We start from the raw sequence: 17,867 nt of genomic DNA on the forward strand, positions 1-17,867 counted from the left end.
CTCCGGGTAAGTTCAGTACCGACGCATTGTGCGCGAGCCATAAAGAAATTTGATTTCTTTATGTTCACTTATTTGGCAGTTAATTCCCTTACACAAATGTGATTAAATTATCTTTCGTCGAATCGACAGATTTGAATTAATCATGCAAAACACCCCCATTTCCCTGCCCGAACTCGATGATCTGGACCGGCGCATTCTTGAACAGTTACAAGAAGACAGCTCGCTGACCAACCAGGATTTGGCCGCGCGGGTGCACGCGTCGCCGCCGACCTGCCTGAGGCGGGTGCGGCGATTGGTGGAAGAAGGGGTGATCGACCGCCAGGTGGCGATCCTGTCGGCCGAAAAGCTGGGCAGCACGCTGACGGCGATCGTGGAGATCACGCTGGACGTGCAGGCCGCCGAAAGCCTGGACGCCTTCGAGCAAAGCATGGTGACCGAACCCGCGGTGCTGCAATGCTATCGGGTGTCGCCCGGCCCGGATTTCGTGGTGATCGCGCAGGTAAAAGACATGCCGGCCTACCACGCGCTGGTGCATCGCGCCTTCACCGCGCAGGCCAACGTGCGCAATGTGCGCACTTTTTTTTCGGTGCATCGGGCCAAGTTCGAGACGCGGATCGATGTGCGGGGGTAAGGCAGTCGCGCAATTTCATCATGAACGAAGCGCGCCGCCCCCGACGGGTGGATAATGCGGCGAAGATGCACGAAAGGCCGTCGCCGATCTTTCAGGAGTTGACCTTGCCAACGCAATTCACCCCGTACCTCGAGATGATAGCCACCCACCTCAACGCCCCCTATGGCAAGGTGGTAAGCCCGACTGATGTCGCCGCCGCACTGCGCCACGGCGATTTGGCCTCGGTTGCGCACGACGCACTTGCGCAAGAATTACTCGCGCATATGTTCTTTGAGCTGGAACCGGAGTTCATTGGTCGAGCCAGCTTTGAAGCGGGTGTGCGCCTCGAAGAAGCTGACGCGCTGTACCAGAACGCCCGCCAGCATTTCGACCTTCCCCGGGCTGTGCGGTGGGAGGAAGCGCTCGAGGGGGTGCTGTGAATGGGGACTTCAAGGAAAGATATCCTGCTTCATCGCGCATCCGGCCCGTGGACGCGTTTGGAATCGCGCGCGCAGGCTCTGGTTGAGGATGCCCGCCGTCATGGCGGCGATTCATTCCGGCCTGTACTGGGCGGCGGAACACGCTTGATGCTCGCCCTCAATCATCGAATCAGCGACGATGTTGACCTATTCGTTGATTCGCCAGGATGGCTTCCGTATGTTTCGCCGCGGCTTAACGACCTCTTCGAAAACGAACTGTCGGGCTACAACGAGGACAACGCCCATGTGAAGCTGCGCTTTGCCGAGGGCGAAATCGATTTCGTCGTTGCCGCACCTCTACTGCCGGATACGCCTGATATCTGGAACCCTTCTGCGCCGGAAACCCGCTTTCCTTTGGAGCCGCCGGCCGAGGTGTTGGCGAAAAAACTGTTCTTCCGCGGTTGGGCGCTCACCGCCCGGGATTTGTTTGACTGGGCTGTGCTGCAGACCGAAGCGCCTGCAGGCGCAATTCCCGAGCAGGCGCTGGCATCGCTTCTAAAAGCCAAGCTTGATGGCTTGGACGCCGCCCTGACGCATATGTTGCAAAGGCCATCTCAACGGGTCGCCTGGGATAGGATCAGAACCGACCGCTTGCCCGATCTTGATAAGACCGCTGCGTGGGCGAAGGAGAAGGTTGCGCAATGGCGCTGACGCCTCAGCAACCGGACCCGTTGCCCATCGCTAGAGGCGTTCAACCCTACCTGCGCCCCACCAGCCGCTCAAACTGCGCCAGGTACCGGTTCCCCATCTTCTGCACGTCATGTTCATTGCGCACGTACTCATAAGCACGTTCGGTGACCTCGTGCCGAAACGCCGCATCATCCAGGCAACGCGCCATGCCCGCCGCCATCGCCTGATGATCCCCTACGGCACATAGCACGCCGCGGCCGTCGGCCAGGCTTTCCTTCAAGCCGCCGGCGTCGGTGGACACCACCGGCACGCGCTGCAGGAAGGCGTCCAGCACGCTGCTGCCCAGCGCTTCTTCCTCGGAGCTCATGACGAACACGTCGAGGATGCTGTAGAAGTCTTCCACGCCCTTGCGAAAGCCGGCAAAGCGGTAGACGTCTTCGATGCCGAGCTTTTCGGCTTCGTCCTTGGCCTGCTGTTCGCGGTCGCCGCCGGCGCCGAAATGCAGGAAGACAAAATCACGGCGCGTCTTGGCCAGTTCGCCGACGGCGCGCACCAGCGTGACCGGGTCCTTGTCCCGAATGAGCGCGGCGGAGGTCGCCATGACCTTCTTGCCTTCCAGATCGAACTCGCGAACCAGGTTGGCGACGTTCTCGGCGTTGATCTGGTGAGGCTCGACCGCGCTGCGGATAATGACGGGTTCGATGCCCAGGCGGCGCGGCTCGCTGGCGGCCATCTCGCTGATGGCCACGAAGAGATCGGCGTGGCGCCACTTGTAGCCGGTCTTCCATTCGTCGCCCGGCTTGACCACGAACGACGTACGGCGCGAGAACGCCACGGGCCGGCGGTGCAGCCATTTGGTCAGCACGGCCCAGGTGATGGTGTTGGCGGTCTGTGCGTGGATGATGTCGTAGCGGCCGGCGCCGGCCAGAAAGGCCAGCTGTCCGGGCACGTTGCGCACGGTGTGGGCGACGAATTCTTCCTGCCGGGCGCGCTCGGCCAGCGGCGCGCCTTCGCGGCACATCACTTCGACGTCATGGCCCGCCTTGCGAAAGGCGCGCATGCAATAAAGCGTCTGGCGCTCACCGCCGCGCCAGCCCTTTTCGAAGTTCAGTTGCAGGATCTTCATGCGCGGCCGATGCCCGAGTACTCGAAGCCCAGGCTACGCACGTCGGCCGGCGTGTAGAGATTGCGGCCGTCGATGATGAGCGGCGTCTTGAGCAGCGCCTTGACGCGATCGAAGTCGGGCGCGCGAAAGACCTTCCACTCGGTGGCGATAAGCAGCGCGTCCGCGCCGTCCAGCGCGTCGTACATGTCGGCGGCGAAGCTGATGCCTTGATGGCCGGCCAGCACGCGGCCGGCCTCGTGCATGGCCACCGGGTCATAGGCGCGCACCTCGGCGCCGCGGCGCGTGAGTTCGGCGATGGCCGTCAGGCTGGGCGCTTCGCGCATGTCGTCGGTGTTGGGCTTGAAGGACAAGCCCCACAACGCGATCTTGCGCCCGCGCAGGTCTTCGCCAAAGCGCGCCACCAGCTTTTCAGCCAGGCGGAACTTCTGCGCGTGGTTCGCGGCCTCGGCGGCCTCGATGACGCGCATCGGCAGGCCGTGCTCGGACGCGGTGTTGACCAGCGCCTGCACGTCCTTCGGAAAGCACGAGCCGCCATAGCCCGCGCCCGGGTACAGGAAGTGATAGCCGATGCGCGGGTCCGCGCCAATGCCGCGGCGCACCTGTTCAACGTCGGCGCCCAGCACTTCGGCCAGGTTCGCCATTTCGTTCATGAACGAAATGCGCGTGGCCAGCATGGCATTGGCGGCGTACTTGGTCAGTTCGGCCGAGCGCACGTCCATCACCATCAGGCGGTCGTGGGTGCGCTGGAAGGGTTCATAGATGCGGCGCATGACGCCGATCGTGTAGTCGTCGTCCGCGCCGACGATCACGCGGTCCGGACTCATGAAGTCGTTGATGGCCGCGCCTTCCTTCAGGAATTCCGGATTGGACGCCACCGTGAAGGGGATGTCCACGCCGCGCTCGGCCAGTTCCTTGGCGACCACGGCGCGCACCTTGTCGGCCGTGCCGACGGGCACCGTGGATTTGTCCACGATCAGCTTGCGCGAGGTCATGTGGCGCGCGATGTTCTGCGCGGCGGCCAGCACGTATTTGAGATCGGCGGAACCGTCTTCGCCGGGCGGGGTGCCCACGGCGATGAACTGAACGTCGCCGAACGCCACGCTTTGCGCGACGTCATCGGTGAAATGCAGGCGCCCGGCCTGCACGTTGCGGCGCACCAGGTCTTCAAGGCCCGGCTCGTAAATGGGAATACCGCCCTGGCGCAGCAGCGCGATCTTGGCCGCATCCACGTCCAGGCACATGACATCGTTGCCCATGTCCGCCAGGCACGCTCCCGACACCAATCCTACGTAACCGGTACCCACGACCGTGATCTTCATGCCTGTGCGCCTTCAAAATAGGTAATCTTCGCGCCCGGAAAGTGAAACCGGGCGCCGGCCGCCATTATAGAAGCGGCCCGCGCCCGGGGGGCCGGGCGGGGTTAGAGGGGTGTTGGACCGCTGCCGCCGCTAGGCCCGCAGCTTGTTGAAGCGGACGGTGTTGACCACCACGGCCAGCGCCGCGCACACCGTGCCCAGCACCAGCGCCAGCCCCGGTCCGTGAGCCGCGCTGACGCTGAAGGCGATGGCCACCAGCGCGGTGCCAAAGCTCTGGCCAAACACCCGGGTCGTGGCCTGCAGGCCGCCCGCCGCGCCGCTGCGCAGCCGGGGCGCGGCAGACAGCAGCGCACGGTTGTTGGGCGTCTGGAAAAAGCCGAAGCCCACGCCCGCCACGAACATGCCGGCAATGACGGGCCAGTTCGACACCGTGGATGGCAGGAGCGCCAGCCAAAGCATGCCCGCGACCATCGTCGCCGCGCCAATGCCGCTGAGCGTAGCGGCGGAGTAGCGGTCCGACAGGCGTCCAGCCAGCGGCGCGATGATGGCCGTGCCGACGGGCCATGCGCCCATCAGCATGCCCACCTCAAGGTAAGGCCGGCCCAACACCTGCTGAAAGTAGAACGGCAGCGACACATAGGACGCCATCTGGGCGGCGAAGGTGCAGGCCGAGGCGCCCACGGCAAATGCCACCGGGCGGATCCGCAGCAGATCCACCGGCACCAGCGGCGCGGTCTGCTGGCTGGCGCGGCGCACCAGCACCAGTCCGGCCACCGCCGAGATCGCGACCAGGCCGATGCCCCGCAGCAGGTCCTCGCCCATCATGTCCACGCCCGAAATGAAGACGCCCAGCGTCGCCATGCACAGCAGCGCACTGATCCAGTCCAGCTTGACGTCGTTGCGCGGCACTTCCGGCAGATGGCGCAGGCCAAACATGGCAAGCGCACAGATCGGCAGGTTGACGGCGAAGATCCACGGCCACGGCGCCACGGACAGGATGGCCGAACCGATGGTGGGCCCGAGCACCGACATGACCGCCACCGTGGTGGCATTGATGCTGATGCCCCGGCCCAGCATCTTGAGCGGATAGATGTTGCGCACCAGGCCGCCGAACATGCACATGAGCGTGGCCGCCCCCAGCCCCTGGAACACGCGCGCGGCGGTCAATTGCCACAACGTGCCGGCAAGCGCGCAGCCCAGCGATGCCAACGTGAACAGCACCAGCCCGAACGTGAACATGCGGCGAAAGCCGATGCGCTCGGCCAGCGCGGACAGCGGCAAGAGCGCCATCACGACGGCAAGGTTGTAGGCGTTGACGATCCAGACTGCCTGCGCGGGCAGGGCGTTCAGATCCTTGGCGATCGTGGGCAGCGCCACGTTGGCGATGGTGGTGTCCAGCACCGACAGGCTGATGCCCGTCATCACGGTGGCCGCCGCCCAGTACCGGCGCGGCGCCGGCAGGCCGTCGGGGTGCGCGGGCCTGGCCCCGCCCCCCGCGTCCGCTTCCTGATCCTGCGTCACGACTTCTTTACCGGGCGCTGCCATCCGTCAACGGTGACCTGCTTGGGACGCGACACGGTCAGCTTGTCGGCCGGCGCGTCACGCGTGAGGGTGGTGCCGGCGCCCAGCGTCGCACCACGGCCCACGCGCACCGGCGCGACGAGCTGCGTGTCCGAGCCGATGAAGGCGTCGTCTTCGATGACGGTGCGGTGCTTGTTCACGCCGTCGTAGTTGCAGGTGATGGTGCCCGCGCCCACGTTCACGCGCGCGCCGATGTCCGCGTCGCCGATGTACGCAAGGTGGTTGGCCTTGCTGTCCGCACCCAGCACGCTCTTCTTGATCTCGACGAAGTTGCCGACGTGGCTGCGGTCGCCCAGTTCGGCGCCGGGACGCAGGCGGGCATAGGGGCCCACGCGCGCATCGCGGCCGACTTCGGCCTGCTGCAGATGGCTGAAGGCCTCGATGTGCGTGCCCGCGCCAACGCTGACGTCGCGCAGCACGCAGTGCGGGCCCACGCGCACGCCGTCGGCCAGGGACACCTGGCCTTCGAAGACGCAGCCCACGTCAATGAAGACATCGCGGCCGCAAGTGAGCGTGCCGCGCACGTCAAAGCGCGCCGGGTCGGCCAGCGTGACACCGGCTTCGAGCTGGCGGCGGGCCTGCTCGGCTTGCCAGCGGCGCTCCAGTTCGGCCTGCTGCACGCGGCTGTTCACGCCCAGCGTTTCCCAGGCGGCGCCCGGCTGGGCCGCGCCCACGGGAATCTCGTCAACCACGGCCAGCCCGACCACGTCGGTCAGGTAGTACTCGCCCTGGGCATTGTTGTTGTCGATGCGGGTGAGCCAGTTCTTCAGCTTCGCGGTGGGCGCGGTGAGGATGCCGGTGTTCACTTCCTTGATCTCGCGCTCGGCTTCCGAGGCGTCCTTGTGTTCGACGATGCGGCACACGCTGCCCTTGGCGTCGCGCACGATGCGGCCATAACCGGTGGAATCGGCCAGCACTTCGGTCAGCACGGCGGCGCCCTGGCCGCGCGCGTCCAGAAGGCGCTTGAGCGTTTCCGGCTGCACCAGCGGCACATCGCCGTACAGCACCAGCGTCACATCGTCCTTGCCGTCGCCTTCCAGCAGTTGCGGCACGGCCTGCTGCACGGCGTGACCCGTGCCCTGCTGCGGCTGCTGCAGCACGAAGTGCAGATCCGGCTGGCCTTCGAATGCCTGCTTGACGCGATCGGCGCCATGGCCGACCACCACGACGATGCGCGCGGGATTCAGTTGGCGTGCGCTGTCCAGCACATGCGCCAGCATGGGTTTGCCGGCCAGCGTGTGCAGTACTTTAGGAAGGTCGGACTGCATGCGTTTACCCAGTCCGGCGGCAAGAATCACTACATTAAGCATAAGTTCCAGTAGGTTGAGAGACGGGCGGGCGGCCTGGCGGCGGCTCCGCGTGTCGATTGAAGAATGGGGTCAGGGCTTGCCGTCGGCAGGCCCGTTTTTCTTGGCTGTCTTGGCCGCTGGCTTGGCTGCTTTCTTGGCGGCAGCCGGCTTGCGTGCGGTGGCGGCGGGCTTGGCCGCGGGTTTGCCGGGTTTGGCCTGCGCCTCGGCCGACGCCTTGGGATGCGAGGGTTCGGACTTGGCGCTGGCCGTGCCCGGTGCGCCGGCGGGCATGGAGGCCGCGGTGGCGGCCGCGATCTGATTGAATTGCTGCTGCAGCAGCTCCCACCAGGCCTTGGATGCCGACTGCGCCGCGGCGCCCATCTGCTCGCTCATGGCGGCTGCCACATCCGGCCCGGCGGAGGCGTCTTCGCCTTGCGCCTTGCCGCCGGATTGTGCGCCGGTGCTTTCCTTTTCATCTGCCGCCGCGGCATGGCCGGACGCCGCGGCCTTGGGCGCGGGCTTCAAGCCCAGCGCGACTTCCAGCGGCGACGGCGCCCCGGCTTCCGGGGTTGCGCCCATGTCCATGCGCGAGGCGCTGTCCACGAAGGCGCGCAGGGTGCTGATGGTGGAGCGTTGCACCTCCATGCCCTGGATGGTGCTGGAGAGCATGCTCAGATTCATGCGCAGCCAGTTTTCCACCGAGCGCAGTTCGGCGATGCGGCGGTCCAGGTCTTCGAGATTCATGGGCGGCGCCATGGGCAGGCTGCTGGCAAGGCCGCCGGGGCCAGTCAGGCCCGCCCACGCCTGGCGCATCATCTCCATGCTGGCCAGAAGCGGATTGCCCGAGAGATCGGAGTTCTGGCCCATGCCGGGCAGGACGAACGGATTGTTGAATTGGTCGCTCATTCCAGATCTCTCCATAGTGGGATGCTTGCCGCCGTCGGCCGGGATCAGCCGGGCAGCAATTGATTGTTCTCCACGCGCACGTGGTCGCCGGAGGCAAACGAGAACGGCTGCGCGCTGCGGAACTGGCGCTTGCTGCCGTCATTCATGCGGACCGTGAGCTCATAGTGCGTCACTGTTTGTTGCTGTCTGATATTACGCTCAACTTCACGGCCTGCCAAAGCGCCGCCGACCGCGCCCAGCACCGTCAGCGCGGTCTTGCCGTTGCCTCCACCAAACTGATTCCCCACAACGCCGCCGGCCACGCCGCCCGCGATGGTGCCGACCAGATGGTTGCTGTCATCCTTGGCGGGTACCTGCACCTGGCGGATGGTCTCGACCACGCCGCAGCTGGCGCACGCCTGCTGTGCGGGCGCGGCGGCCGGACGCGGGGCCGGGGCGGCCTGCGCTTGCTGCGCCTCGCGCATCTGGCCGGCGGGCCTGCCCGCGCCGGGCGGCTCGGCAGCCGGCGCAGGCGCCAGGTTGGCATCCTCGGGGCCGGCCTCGGCCACGGCTTGGTCCGCGTGCGGGTTAGCCGACGGCGACGGCAGCCAGCCCAGCACGGCGGCCACGCCCACCGAGCACATGACGATGACGGCGATCGCGGCGGCGGCAAGCAACGGATGCAGGCCGCGGCGCGGCGACGCGGTAGAGGTCGAAGTATTCATGACGATGCTCCATCGTAACTAACCGGCAGTGGTATAGCACCCGCGCGCGGTTTCGGCATGTTGCGATGGTGACCCTTCATTGCAGGGCGGATGGAGGGTGGACAGGGTGGGGCATTCGTGGACAATAGGCGCATGGATTTGATCACGCTGCCCCAACTCGAACAGGCCATCAACTACTGGCGCAACACGTCGCCCTCGGTGGGAGAAGAGGCGCGCCTGTGTCCCGAAGCGGCCGCGCTTGCCACGCCCTACGCCTTGATGATCATCGCGCATCGGCGCGATATTTCCACCGCCGAACTCAGCGAGAAGGCCCGCGCCGCATTGGCCGCGTGGGCGGCGGCAAAGGCCTGAACCCGCCCGGGGGAATCAACCCTTCAGCAGCGCCTGGATGTCCTGCGTCAGCGCGTCCACGCCGACGTTGTTATTGACCAGCACGCGCGATTCGCCCTTGCCGTCCAGCAGGTAGAACGCGGCCGTGTGGTCCATCGTGTAGTTGCCGTCCTTGGTGGGGGCCTTGGCGTAATAGGCCTTGAACGAGGCCGCCGCCTTCTTGACCTGGTCGGGCGTGCCCGTCAGGCCCAGGAACCGCGGATCGAACGCCGTGACGTACTGCTTGAGCACCTCAGGCGTGTCGCGTTCGGGGTCCACCGAGATCAGCAGCACCTGGACGCGATCGGCATCCGGACCCAGCTTCTTCATGACTTCGGTCAGTTCAGCCAGCGCCGTGGGGCACACGTCTGGACACTGCGTGAAACCGAAGAACACGACCACGACCTTGCCGGAAAAGTCCGACAGCTGACGCAGCTTGCCGTTGTGGTCGGACAGTTCCATGCCGCGGCCCAATTGCGTGCCGGTGATATCGCTACCCTTGAAGACGGGCTTGCTGTCGCCGCAGGCGGCCAGGGCGGCGGCGACGGCGGCGGCTGCGCCCAGTCGCAGGGCCAGCCGGCGGCTGGCGGAAAACACGGACATCGACAACCTCCAGGGGGTCAGCGCAACAGGGCGACCCAGTGGTCCACCAGCAGGGCGCCAAACAGCAGCGCCAGGTAGAGAATGGAAAAACGGAACATGCTGCGGGCCAGCTCGTCGCTGTATGCGCGGTACAGGCGCCACGCATACGACACGAACATGCCGCCCAGCACCAGCGCCGACAGCAGATAGAGTTCGCCGCTCATGCGGATGGCGTAGGGCAACAGCGTGGTCGCCATCAACGCCAGGCTGTACAGCAGGATGTGCAGACGCGTGAACTGGTTGCCGTGGGTGACCGGCAGCATGGGCAGGCCGGCCTTGGCATAATCGTGGTTGCGGTAAAGCGCCAGCGCCCAGAAGTGCGGCGGCGTCCAGATGAAGATGATGAGGACCAGCACCCAGGCCTCGGCCGGCACAGAATCGGCGACGGCCGCCCAGCCCAGCGCCGGCGGCATCGCGCCCGACAGGCCGCCGATCACGATATTCTGCGGCGTGCGCGGCTTGAGGATGATGGTGTAGATGATGGCGTAGCCCACAAACGTGGCGAACGTCAGCCACATGGTGAGCGGGTTGACCATGTGGTAGAGCACGAACATGCCCGCGCCGCCCAGCAGACCCGACAGGCTCAGCACCTGGAATGCCGAAATGGTGCCGCGCGCCGTGGCCCGGCGCGCGGTGCGCAGCATGCGGGCGTCGACTTCCTGTTCGATCAGGCAGTTGATGGCGAAGGCGGCGGCGGCCAGCAGCCAGATACCGATCGTGCCGAACAGCACCCGGCGCATGTCCGGAATGCCGGGCGCCGCGAGGAACATGCCGATCACGGCGCAAAACACAGCCAGCTGCGTGACGCGCGGCTTGGTGAGAACGAGGTACTGGCGGAGCAATCCGGATTGAGGAGCGGCAAGACTGGTCATAGTGGACCTCATTTTAAACGCGCACCAAATTGGGGTCGTACCGCCCCGCCGGCTCGCGGCCGGCAGACGCCAGCCGCACCATCAACACCACGGCCGACAATGTCAGGCCCGCCGCGCCCCCATTGTGCAGGACGGCGATGAGAAGCGGCCACTGAAAGAAGATGGTGGTCAGCCCCGTGAACAGCTGCGCCGCCAGGAGGGCCAGCATCAGCGTGGCCGGGCCGCGCAGGCCGGGCTCGGCGGCGCGCAGCCGCCAGGCCAGGATGCCCAGGTAGACGAACACCACGAAGGCGAAATTGCGATGCACCCAGTGGATCGCGGTCAGCGCGGGCTGCGAGATCATTTCGCCGGAAGGCAGTTCGCCCAGGCCCCGGATGACCGAATAGCCGCCGTGGAAGTCCATTTCCGGCACCCATTGCCCGTGGCACGTGGGAAAGTCCATGCAGGCCAGCGCCGCATAGTTGGTGCTGACCCAGCCGCCCAACGTGACCTGCACCAGCAGCAGCCCGAATCCGACCGCCACCCACGGCTTCCAGCGCACGGCCTCGGCGCTGACGGGCAGGTGCGGGCGCTCGCGCGAGGACAGCCAGGTCATCAACGCCAGCACCGACAGGCCAAACACCAGGTGCGCCGTCACGACGGCGGGCATGAGCTTGTGCGTCACGGTCCACGCGCCGAACGCCCCTTGCACGCACACGGCGATCAGCGTGGTGATGGCCAGCGCGGGCGAACGGCCCAGTTCGCGGCGATAGCGCCAGGCCATGTAGACGATGCCGATAATGAGCATGCCCAGGATGGCGCCGACGTAGCGGTGGATCATTTCGATCCAGGCCTTGGACAGCGTCACCGGGCCGAAGGGCATGGCCTGCGAGGCTTCGTGGATGTCACCCATCGCGCCGATCGGCGTGACGCTGCCGTAGCAGCCGGGCCAGTCCGGACAGCCCAGCCCGGAATCGGTCAGGCGCACGAAGGCGCCGAACATGATGAGGTCCAGCGTCAGGAACCAGGTGAAAAAAACCAGCTTGCGATAACGCGCTTTGATGCGTTCCATATCAAAACCAAAAAACCGTTCAACCAATGCGCGAGTTATAGACCAGCTTGCTGATGTCCTTGCGCACCCGCACGCCATCCGCCTCGGCGGGATACTGCATCATCAGGTTGCCCAGCGGATCGATCACCCAGATCGGATCCTGCAGTCCGGGCTGTCCCGCGGCCGTGTCGCGCGCCAGCAGGAATCGGGCCAGTTGGTCCGGATTCACCCGCACCATGACCGTGCCCTTGTATGCCTCCAGCACCTTGTCCGGCACCACCGCATCATCGGTGATGAACCACACCCGCGCCAGCCGATCCACGTTCTTGCCCTGGCTGGCGTGACTGTTGCGGGTGATGAAGAGCTTGCGCGCGCAGCTTTCGGGGCAGGCCGCGCCATCGGCGGCCACCAGCAGCCACTTGCCCTTCAGGCTCTGCAGATCGAACGGCTTGCCGTCCAGCGTGGTCAGGCGCAGTTCGGACGCTTCGGGCATCGGGCGTTGCGGCGACAGGAGCGTGCCGTAATTGCTGGAATCGCTGGGCCACCATTGCGGGTTCATGTAGACCACGAACGCGGCGACGATGGGCGCCAGCGAGCACAGGAACACCAGCACCATCGGCATCAGCGAACGCTTGCGTGCGGGCTTGTGGGATGAAATGTCGCGAGCCACTTTGTATCCTGGAATAGCGTTGGTCATCTGCGTGCCCGCATGCGAGCCTGCGCCTGCTGGTCCACGCGCTGGCGCCTGCGGCGGATGGCGCCCCCCAGCACCACAAGCCAGGCAATCGCCGCAATTGCGCCGAAAGCGAACCACTGTACCGCGTACGACGTGTTCTGCTGGAAATCCACCGACGGCTGGGGCCAGTCGCGCACCAGGCCGTCGTCCACCTGCCCGCCCTGGCTCAGCACCGTGGGCAGCAGATTCAATCCGGTCGCGCGCGCATAGTCGTCCAGCGGCAGGTTCTGCACTTGCGGCACCGCGCCGCCCGCCACCGGCAGCGCCGCGGGCAGCGCGGAGGCGTCGGCGCCTCCCAGCGACCACAGTTCAAACAGGCGCGGCACCCGCACGGACAGCTCGCCTTGCACGGTCTGCATGCCCTCGGGCGTGGCCGGCAGCTGCGGCTCGCCCTGGCCCTGGATCACGCGCGGCAGCCAGCCCCGCAGCACCAGCACCGCGCGATTCGTGGCCGCATCCAGCAACAGCGGCGTGGCCAACCAGTAGCCCGGCCTGCCGTCGTGGTTGCGATTGTCCAGCAGTACACTGAATTGCGGCAGCCATGTCCCGCTGGCCTGCGCCACGCGCCACGGCGTCATGTCCGCGGGCGGCGTCGCCGGCGTCAGAAGCAGAGGCGCTTGCTTGCGGCCGGCTTCGATCGCGGCCAGAATGGCGCGTCGCTCATCGCTGCGGCGCATCTGCCATTGTCCCAGCGACACCAGGACCACCACGGCGAGGCCAAGCAACAATAAGGCGGCTACCGTGTAGCGGGTGGAATGCGGTCGGGACATCTGTCGTTGCTAAATCTGAATTGTCGGGAGACCACAATGCGCGTTTTCGTCGTTCTGGCCTTCATCGGGATACTGGCCAGTCTGGCATCCGCCCTGGTCTACCTGATGCGGGACAAAGGTACCACCAACCGCACGGTCAACGCGCTGACGGTTCGGATCGGCCTGTCGGTCGCCCTGTTCCTCTTCGTGCTGTTCGCCCATTACATGGGCTGGATCGAGAGCACCGGATTTAGATAGGCTGCCCGCCGCCCGGTTCCCCGGGCCTCGCGTGACGCCTGCCGCAGCGCCCCGCCAGATGAGCTGAAAGCGCGACGGAGGCCGGCATGCCGCCCGGCTCCCTTCGCGCTTTCCCTGCCGCAACGGCCGCCGGCGCTGCCGGCCGCCGTCAGGGCCAATGCGGTCAGAACCAATACACGAACAGGTACAGGCCCAGCCACACCACGTCGACAAAGTGCCAGTACCAGGCCGCGCCTTCGAACCCGAAGTGATGATCCGGCGTGAAATGGCCGCGGATCAGGCGGATCAGGATGACCGTGAGCATCGTGGCGCCCAGGATCACGTGGAACCCGTGAAAGCCGGTCAGCATGTAGAACAGCGACCCGTACGCGCCCGAATTGAACTTCAGGTTCAGGTCGCGGTAGGCGTGGATGTATTCGAACGCCTGGCAGCCCACGAAGACAAAGCCCAGGATGACGGTGGCCGCCAGCCAGAACTTGGCCCTGCCGCGGTGGTTTTCACGCAGCGCATGGTGGGCAATGGTGAGCGTGACGCCGGAGCTCAGCAGCAGCGCCGTGTTGATCGTGGGCAGCCAGAACGGACCCACCGTCTGGAAGGGCTCGACCACGCCCGCCGGGCCGAAGTTGGGCCAGGCCGCCTGGAAGTCCGGCCACAGCATCAGGCGGTGGTCGATGTCGCCCAGCCACGGCGTCGTGATGGTGCGCGTGTACCAGAGCGCGCCAAAGAACGCGGCAAAGAACATGACCTCGGAGAAGATGAACCAGCTCATGCTCCAGCGGTACGAGCCGTCGATGCGCTTGCTGTTCAGGCCGATCTCGGATTCATGGATGGCGTCGCCAAACCAGTAATACATCACGATGATCACGCCGATGAATCCGACCAGCACGGACCACTTGCCCCAATCGGCGCCGTTGACCCACGCCGCGGCCCCCAGGCCCATGAAGAGCAGTGCCACGGCCATGCGCACGGGATGGCCCGAGTCGGCGGGGACAAAGTAGTACGGTGCCTCTTTACCTTGAACCGAGTGACTTGCACTCATGGCTTTCTCCCTGGTACAGATTTAGATTTAGGTAATTCAAGTCAGGCTGGAAACAGCCCAACGAACAATTAAAACCAGCACAGTCACAAAGATTGCCGCTGCCAGCAGCCCGCCCACGATGACGTGGACGGGATTGAGCTTGGCGCTGTCCTCGCGGTAGCCCGCGCCCTTGCGCACGCCGAAGAACCCCCACGCCACCGCCTTCATCGTCTGAAGGAAGCTCAGCTTGCGCTGAGACGTTTCGCGAAGGTCGTCGCTCATGGCCGAGGCCTCTAGCCCACCGCCTTGCCGGTCAGCAAGGCCGAACCGCGGATCACCGTCCAGGCAAACACGGCAATGACGAAAACCAGAAGAACCAGTCCTGCGATCTTGTTACGACGGCGCTGCTCGGGTGTCATTGCTGTGCGGCCTGAAACATGGATAAGGGATTACTTCACTTCGGGCGGCGTTTCGAAGGTGTGGAACGGGGCGGGCGACGGCACCGTCCATTCCAGTCCTTCGGCGCCTTCCCACGGCTTGGCCGGGGCCGGTTCGCCCTTGCCCATGTAGCAGCGCAGGATCGCAACCAGGAAAATCAGTTGCGACAGGCCGAACCAGAACGCGCCAATGGTGGCGATCTGATGGAACGTCGTGAACTGCGCGGCGTAGTCGGCGTAGCGGCGCGGCATGCCGGCCAGACCCAGGAAGTGCATCGGGAAGAAGGTCACGTTGAACGAGATCAGCGTCGACCAGAAGTGCAGCTTGCCCAGCTTTTCGCTGTACATGCGGCCCGTCCACTTGGGCACCCAGTAGTAGGCGCCGGCAAACAGCGCGAACAGGGAACCGGCCACCAGCACGTAGTGGAAGTGCGCCACCACGTAGTAGGTGTCGTGGACCTGGATGTCGATCGGCGCCACCGACAGGATCAGGCCCGTGAAGCCGCCCATCGTGAACACGAAGATGAAGCCGATGGAAAACAGCATCGGCGTCTCGAACGTCATGGAACCGCGCCACATCGTCGCGACCCAGTTGAACACCTTCACCCCGGTCGGGATCGAGATGAGCATGGTGGCGTACATGAAGTAGAGCTGGCCGGTCACCGGCATGCCCGTCGTGAACATGTGGTGCGCCCACACGATGAACGACAGCACGGCGATGGAGGCGGTGGCGTACACCATCGAGGCATAGCCGAAGAGCTTCTTGCGGGCGAACGCGGGCACGATGGCCGACACGATGCCGAACGCCGGCAAGATCATGATGTAGACCTCGGGGTGCCCGAAGAACCAGAACACGTGCTGGTACAGGACCGGGTCACCGCCGGCAGCGGCGTTGAAGAAGCCCGTGCCGAAGTGGCGGTCGGTCAGCACCATGGTGATGGCGGCGGCCAGCACCGGCATCACGGCCAAGAGCAGGAACGCGGTGATCAGCCAGGTCCAGCAGAACAGCGGCATCTTCATCAGCGTCAGGCCGGGCGCGCGCATGTTCAGCACGGTCACGATGATGTTGATGGCGCCCATGATGGACGAGGCGCCCATGATGTGGATGGCGAAGATGGCCAGGTCCATGCCCGGGCCCATCTGCAGCGACAAGGGCGCGTACAGCGTCCAGCCCGCAGCGGTGGCGCCGCCCGGCACAAAGAACGAGGCGGTCAGCATGATCGCGGCAACCGGCAACAGCCAGAAGCTGAAGTTGTTCATGCGCGCGAACGCCATGTCGGACGCGCCGATCTGCATCGGGATCATCCAGTTCGCAAAGCCCACGAAGGCCGGCATGATGGCGCCGAACACCATGATCAGGCCGTGCATCGTGGTGAATTGGTTGAACAATTCGGGGCGGAAGAACTGCAGGCCGGGCTCGAAGAGTTCGGTACGCAGCAGAAGGGCCAGCGTGCCGCCCTCCAGTAGCATGACGAACGAGAAGATGAGATACATCGTCCCGATGTCTTTGTGGTTCGTTGCAAAAAGCCACCGGCGCCAGCCCGTGGGCACGCCGTGATGGTGGTCATCGTGACCGTGGCCGTGGCCCGGCGACACGTGGTCTACAGTGACGCTGCTCATGATGGACTCCTTCCTGCTGAGTGCCAGCCCCGTCCAACGGGGCGGCAGGGTATCTCTGACTAAACGGAACCGGTTCTACGGTGAAGGAACGGCGCGCGCGCAATCAGCGCGCGGGCGTGATGTCCTTCGGTAGAACCGTCGGGTCCTGCCCCTTGCCGGCATTGCTCCAGGCATGGCGCGTATAGCTGATGACCGCTGCGATCTCGACATCGTTGAGCTGCCCGCCGAACGCCGCCATGGCGGTGCCGGGCTTGCCCTTCAGCACGGTGTTGATCTGCTCCCCCTTGGGGCCCAGAACAACCTTGTCTCCGTCGAGCGGCGGGAAGGAACCGGGAATGCCCTTGCCGTTGGCCTGGTGGCAGGCCACGCAATTCGCCGCGAAAACCTTTTCGCCGCGGGCAACCAGTTCGGCTTCCGTCCACTCTTTATTGGGATCGTCGGCGTTTGCCGCCATCTTCTTCTTTTGGTCTTCAACCCACTTATCGTAGTCGGCTTGCGCCAGGACTTCCACGACGATGGGCATGAAGGCGTGGTCCTTGCCGCACAATTCCGCGCACTGGCCGCGATAGATGCCAGGCTTTTCGGCGTTGAACCAGGTGTCGCGAAGGAACCCGGGGATCGCGTCCTGCTTCACGCCGAAGTCCGGAATCATCCACGAGTGGATGACGTCGGCCGCCGTGAGGACGATGCGGATCTTCTTGTTGGCGGGAACGACCAGATGGTTGTCCACTTCCATCAGATAGAACTCGCCCTTGGGCTCGCGGTTCTCGATCTGGGCGCGCGGCGTGGAAAGCGTGGAGAGGAACTTGATGCCGGCGGCAGAGCCGTCGAGGTATTCGTAGCCCCACTTCCATTGATAGCCGGTGACCTTGACGGTCAGGTCGGCGCTGGAAGTGTCTTTCATGGCGACGACCGTCTTGGTGGCCGGCAGCGCCATGGCGATGACGATGATGAAGGGAATGACAGTCCAGGCGACTTCGACACCCAGATGTTCGTGGAAGGTCGCCGCCTTGTGGCCGCGGGACTTCCGGTGCGCCCAGATGGAGTAGAACATCACTCCGAAGACGCCGATGAAAATCACAATACAGATCGTGAGCAGCAACCAATGCAGCCACATGATGTCGCGCGAAATCGCGGTGACGCCTTCATGCAGGTTCAGCTGATTGACCTTCGGACCGCCGGGCATGTTTTGCACCTGGGCACCGGCCACGCCGCCAATCAGCATCGCACAAGCCCCCAGTATCCCTCTCCACTTCTTCATGCTTACCTCGAAATACGGCGCGAAGGCCCATTTGCTGGTGGCGGAAGTCACCGGAATACGGGCAACACGCAATTATTAGATGGCAGGGCGATGCAGGGAGATAGAGCGGCCCTGTCGTTCCCTCTCGAAATCACAAAGAAACTGGCGGATTATAGCGGACGCGCAAACAGATGTAATTTAGTGCTCTTGAATTCATGCGGCCCGCCCCCACTTGGGCGCGCCCCCTTGACCGCG

The 17,867-nt window shown here is 65.0% G+C and carries 21 protein-coding genes; 5 read left to right on the forward strand and 16 right to left on the reverse strand.

Features of this window, described 5'->3' with window-relative positions:
- Positions 1-142: 142 nt before the first annotated feature.
- Genes ASD87_RS09330 through ASD87_RS09340 form a run of 3 tightly spaced genes read left to right on the forward strand, consistent with a single transcriptional unit; the run spans position 143 to position 1,740 of the window.
- Complete coding sequence (locus ASD87_RS09330) at positions 143-631, forward strand: Lrp/AsnC family transcriptional regulator (RefSeq protein WP_056320284.1); 489 nt, start codon at positions 143-145, stop codon at positions 629-631.
- A 20-nt stretch (positions 632-651) separates the two neighbouring features.
- Complete coding sequence (locus ASD87_RS09335; RefSeq protein ID WP_230964958.1) at positions 652-1,050, forward strand: hypothetical protein; 399 nt, start codon at positions 652-654, stop codon at positions 1,048-1,050.
- A complete protein-coding gene (locus ASD87_RS09340; RefSeq protein ID WP_056320286.1) occupies positions 1,051-1,740 on the forward strand; it encodes a nucleotidyl transferase AbiEii/AbiGii toxin family protein in 690 nt (229 codons plus the stop codon).
- Positions 1,741-1,786: 46 nt separating this feature from the next.
- Here the strand turns inward: ASD87_RS09340 and ASD87_RS09345 are convergent, their stop codons facing one another.
- From ASD87_RS09345 to ASD87_RS09370, 6 genes are all read right to left on the reverse strand, one after another.
- Positions 1,787-2,845, reverse strand: a complete 1,059-nt coding sequence (locus ASD87_RS09345; RefSeq protein ID WP_056320289.1) for a glycosyltransferase family 4 protein — start codon at positions 2,843-2,845, stop codon at positions 1,787-1,789.
- Positions 2,842-4,164, reverse strand: coding sequence for a UDP-glucose/GDP-mannose dehydrogenase family protein (locus ASD87_RS09350; RefSeq protein WP_056320292.1), 1,323 nt, complete (start codon positions 4,162-4,164; stop codon positions 2,842-2,844). The genes ASD87_RS09345 and ASD87_RS09350 overlap by 4 nt, the downstream gene beginning before the upstream one ends.
- Positions 4,165-4,293: 129 nt before the next feature.
- Positions 4,294-5,682 (reverse strand): MFS transporter, encoded by a 1,389-nt coding sequence (locus ASD87_RS09355; RefSeq protein WP_369818518.1) that lies wholly within the window; start codon positions 5,680-5,682, stop codon positions 4,294-4,296.
- Positions 5,679-7,052 carry a bifunctional UDP-N-acetylglucosamine diphosphorylase/glucosamine-1-phosphate N-acetyltransferase GlmU gene (gene glmU / locus ASD87_RS09360; protein ID WP_056320296.1) on the reverse strand — a complete coding sequence of 458 codons (1,374 nt, stop codon included), beginning with the start codon at positions 7,050-7,052 and terminating at the stop codon, positions 5,679-5,681. The genes ASD87_RS09355 and glmU overlap by 4 nt, the downstream gene beginning before the upstream one ends.
- Positions 7,053-7,121: 69 nt before the next feature.
- A complete protein-coding gene (locus ASD87_RS09365) occupies positions 7,122-7,937 on the reverse strand; it encodes a PhaM family polyhydroxyalkanoate granule multifunctional regulatory protein (protein WP_056320299.1) in 816 nt (271 codons plus the stop codon).
- A gap of 44 nt (positions 7,938-7,981) precedes the next feature.
- Positions 7,982-8,641 (reverse strand): glycine zipper 2TM domain-containing protein, encoded by a 660-nt coding sequence (locus tag ASD87_RS09370; protein WP_056320302.1) that lies wholly within the window; start codon positions 8,639-8,641, stop codon positions 7,982-7,984.
- Between the two features lie 132 nt (positions 8,642-8,773).
- Here ASD87_RS09370 and ASD87_RS09375 point away from each other — a divergent pair, with 132 nt between their 5' ends.
- Entirely contained in the window at positions 8,774-8,992 is a 219-nt protein-coding gene (locus ASD87_RS09375) for a DUF3717 domain-containing protein (protein ID WP_056320305.1), read from the forward strand.
- Between the two features lie 15 nt (positions 8,993-9,007).
- Here ASD87_RS09375 and ASD87_RS09380 read toward each other — a convergent pair whose 3' ends face one another.
- The 5 genes from ASD87_RS09380 to ASD87_RS09400 form a co-directional block, all read right to left on the reverse strand.
- Complete coding sequence (locus tag ASD87_RS09380; RefSeq protein ID WP_056320308.1) at positions 9,008-9,613, reverse strand: SCO family protein; 606 nt, start codon at positions 9,611-9,613, stop codon at positions 9,008-9,010.
- A 17-nt stretch (positions 9,614-9,630) separates the two neighbouring features.
- Complete coding sequence (gene cyoE / locus ASD87_RS09385; protein ID WP_056320311.1) at positions 9,631-10,524, reverse strand: heme o synthase; 894 nt, start codon at positions 10,522-10,524, stop codon at positions 9,631-9,633.
- Positions 10,525-10,537: 13 nt separating this feature from the next.
- Complete coding sequence (locus ASD87_RS09390; protein WP_056320315.1) at positions 10,538-11,575, reverse strand: heme A synthase; 1,038 nt, start codon at positions 11,573-11,575, stop codon at positions 10,538-10,540.
- Positions 11,576-11,594: 19 nt separating this feature from the next.
- Positions 11,595-12,176 carry a hypothetical protein gene (locus tag ASD87_RS09395; RefSeq protein ID WP_056320439.1) on the reverse strand — a complete coding sequence of 194 codons (582 nt, stop codon included), beginning with the start codon at positions 12,174-12,176 and terminating at the stop codon, positions 11,595-11,597.
- A gap of 71 nt (positions 12,177-12,247) precedes the next feature.
- Positions 12,248-13,060, reverse strand: a complete 813-nt coding sequence (locus ASD87_RS09400; protein ID WP_056320317.1) for an SURF1 family protein — start codon at positions 13,058-13,060, stop codon at positions 12,248-12,250.
- Between the two features lie 36 nt (positions 13,061-13,096).
- Between ASD87_RS09400 and ASD87_RS09405 the strand changes: the two genes are divergently transcribed.
- Positions 13,097-13,297 (forward strand): twin transmembrane helix small protein, encoded by a 201-nt coding sequence (locus ASD87_RS09405; RefSeq protein WP_056320319.1) that lies wholly within the window; start codon positions 13,097-13,099, stop codon positions 13,295-13,297.
- Between the two features lie 163 nt (positions 13,298-13,460).
- On the opposite strand, the gene ASD87_RS09410 is transcribed toward ASD87_RS09405, so the two are convergent.
- The 5 genes from ASD87_RS09410 to coxB form a co-directional block, all read right to left on the reverse strand.
- Positions 13,461-14,336, reverse strand: a complete 876-nt coding sequence (locus tag ASD87_RS09410; RefSeq protein WP_056320322.1) for a cytochrome c oxidase subunit 3 — start codon at positions 14,334-14,336, stop codon at positions 13,461-13,463.
- A gap of 36 nt (positions 14,337-14,372) precedes the next feature.
- Positions 14,373-14,597 carry a DUF2970 domain-containing protein gene (locus ASD87_RS09415; protein ID WP_056320324.1) on the reverse strand — a complete coding sequence of 75 codons (225 nt, stop codon included), beginning with the start codon at positions 14,595-14,597 and terminating at the stop codon, positions 14,373-14,375.
- Positions 14,598-14,608: 11 nt separating this feature from the next.
- A complete protein-coding gene (locus ASD87_RS27295; RefSeq protein WP_216639588.1) occupies positions 14,609-14,734 on the reverse strand; it encodes a cytochrome oxidase small assembly protein in 126 nt (41 codons plus the stop codon).
- A 30-nt stretch (positions 14,735-14,764) separates the two neighbouring features.
- Entirely contained in the window at positions 14,765-16,372 is a 1,608-nt protein-coding gene (gene ctaD / locus ASD87_RS09420; RefSeq protein WP_056320327.1) for a cytochrome c oxidase subunit I, read from the reverse strand.
- 103 nt (positions 16,373-16,475) lie between these two features.
- Positions 16,476-17,633, reverse strand: coding sequence for a cytochrome c oxidase subunit II (coxB, locus tag ASD87_RS09425; protein ID WP_056320329.1), 1,158 nt, complete (start codon positions 17,631-17,633; stop codon positions 16,476-16,478).
- Positions 17,634-17,867 lie beyond the last annotated feature (234 nt).

Source organism: Achromobacter sp. Root170 (assembly GCF_001428165.1).
In the GTDB taxonomy this organism is placed as follows: domain Bacteria; phylum Pseudomonadota; class Gammaproteobacteria; order Burkholderiales; family Burkholderiaceae_B; genus Achromobacter; species Achromobacter mucicolens.